This window comes from Actinoplanes subglobosus (genome assembly GCF_042650585.1).
Lineage (GTDB): Bacteria > Actinomycetota > Actinomycetes > Mycobacteriales > Micromonosporaceae > Actinoplanes > Actinoplanes subglobosus.
In genome coordinates this window covers 75,608-77,442 of the sequence record NZ_JBHSBL010000037.1, presented here as the reverse complement: position 1 = coordinate 77,442, position 1,835 = coordinate 75,608, and the positions used below count along the sequence as shown (strand labels likewise).

Genomic DNA, 1,835 nt, shown 5'->3' with positions numbered 1-1,835 from the left:
GGCGGCCGGCGCGGCGGCCGGCGGCAGGTCGTAGAGCTCGGTGAACGCCCGGATGGTGGCCGCCGCCGTGCCCGCGCCGGTCGGGATCGACAGCGACTCGGGCAGTCCGGTGTGCACGACCAGGGTGGCCCCGCCGACGCCGTGTCCCGCGGCGCGCAGTCGGGCCGCCGCCCGGATCGCGGGTACCGCCCAGGCCGGTGCCGACCTCGTCTGCCACTCGCCGTCGGCCAGGGTGACGCCCTCGGCCGGACGGTTGCGGGAGCGCAGTTCCAGGACGCCGTCGTCGCGGGCGGTTCCGGCGACCACGGCTCCCCACGGGACGGCCACCGCCAGTTCCGCCTGCGGGTCGGTGAGCAGGCGCAGACCGCCCGGGGCGGCGCTCACCACGGCCGGCTGGCGGCCGAACATCCGCAGGTAGGTGTAGGGCACCATGCGGACCTCGGCCGGGGCGTCGACCCGGGACATCACGCCGGTCACTGCGCCTCCGGCTTCCGTGCCAGCACCCGGTAGCAGTTGCCGCCCTCGGTCCGGGCGATCGCGGCTCCTAGCAGCTGGTCCAGGAGGTTCCCGGCGATCAGCAGCGGGACCGCCGCCACGAACGCGGTCTGCCGCAGCAGCCGGCGGCCGCGGGTGCCGGGTTCCGGTGCCCAGGGGCGGTCGGGGTCGGGGAACAGGCTGTTCACCCCGAGCAGCACGGCTCCGGCGAAGTCGCACGGCTGGTGGGCGCGGCCGAGTTCGACGGCCACCGGCTGCAGGCCCCGGTCGATCAGGGCGGCCGTCAGATTCCGTACCGGGAGAAGGTTGAGGTGTTCGGGTTGGAAATAGGGGACCCAGTAACCGCGCAGCAGGCGGGCCAGCCGGGTCGCCGGATTGGGCACCTCGATCAGCAGGTGGCCGCCGGGCGCGACGACCTGCGCGGCGGCGTCCAGTTCGGCGCGCGGGTCGCGGGTGTGTTCCAGGTAGTGGTGCATGCTGACGACGTCGTAACTGCCGGCGAGCTTCTCCGCGAAGTCCGGGAACAGCCCCCGGTAGCCGGTGGTCACCCAGCCCCGGCGCTGGGCGTCGTCGATCGAGTCGGAGATGTCCAGACCATCGAAGACCACACCCGGGAAGATCTTTTGGGCGTACGTGCAGAAGTGCCCGTGTCCGGTGCCGACATCCAGCCAGTTCGCCGGAGAGGTATGCCGGCCGACCAGGTCGGCACGGCCCGCGTAGGACGCCACGGACAGGCCGAACGCGTGCTCGGTGCTGTCCTCACCGAGCCGGTCGTAGACGTCCCGGTAGTAGAAGTCCAGGCCGTCGATGCTGAGCCGCGGGTTCTGGAAGACGTGCGCACAGCCGTCGCACTCCACCAGTGTGAACCGGCCCGGTTTGCCCTGCACCCGGTCGCTGGTGATGACCCGGGTGGTCAGCTGCCGGCCGTGGCACCACGGGCAGTCCTCGCGGACCGGCTCGAAGAACCTGTCGGTGCCGCCGACCAGCTCGACGGCGTACTCGCGGCGGGCCTGTTCGCGCAGCTCGTCGCGGTCCCGGTCGTAGCGGGACCGCCAGGTGCCGCGGGCCGTGCGCAGCCAGCGCCACGGCTCGGCGAGCAGCCGCAGCCAGGCGGCGCGGTGCCGGTCGGCGGGACGCACCGGCGTGCCGGCCAGCGCCAGATAGGGCTGAAGGCTGTAGACGACCAGCGCGGCCACGCCCCACAGCGGGTTGAGTGCCACGGCCGCGGCCAGGAACAGGTAGCCGACGACGCCGCCGGTCAGCGACATGGCGACGATCGCCCCGGCCGCGCGCAGTCGTGCCTTGCTGGTCGCCGGGTCGGCCGGCACCGCGCGCAGGCC

At 73.7% G+C, this 1,835-nt stretch carries 2 protein-coding genes; both read right to left on the bottom strand.

Annotated elements, in window-relative coordinates:
- Positions 1–477, bottom strand: a 477-nt coding sequence (locus tag ACFO0C_RS46825; RefSeq protein WP_378073366.1) for a hypothetical protein, incomplete at its 3' end; no start/stop codon positions are given.
- Positions 474–1,835, bottom strand: a 1,362-nt coding sequence (locus tag ACFO0C_RS46820) for a class I SAM-dependent methyltransferase (RefSeq protein WP_378073365.1), incomplete at its 5' end; no start/stop codon positions are given. The genes ACFO0C_RS46820 and ACFO0C_RS46825, both read right to left, overlap by 4 nt.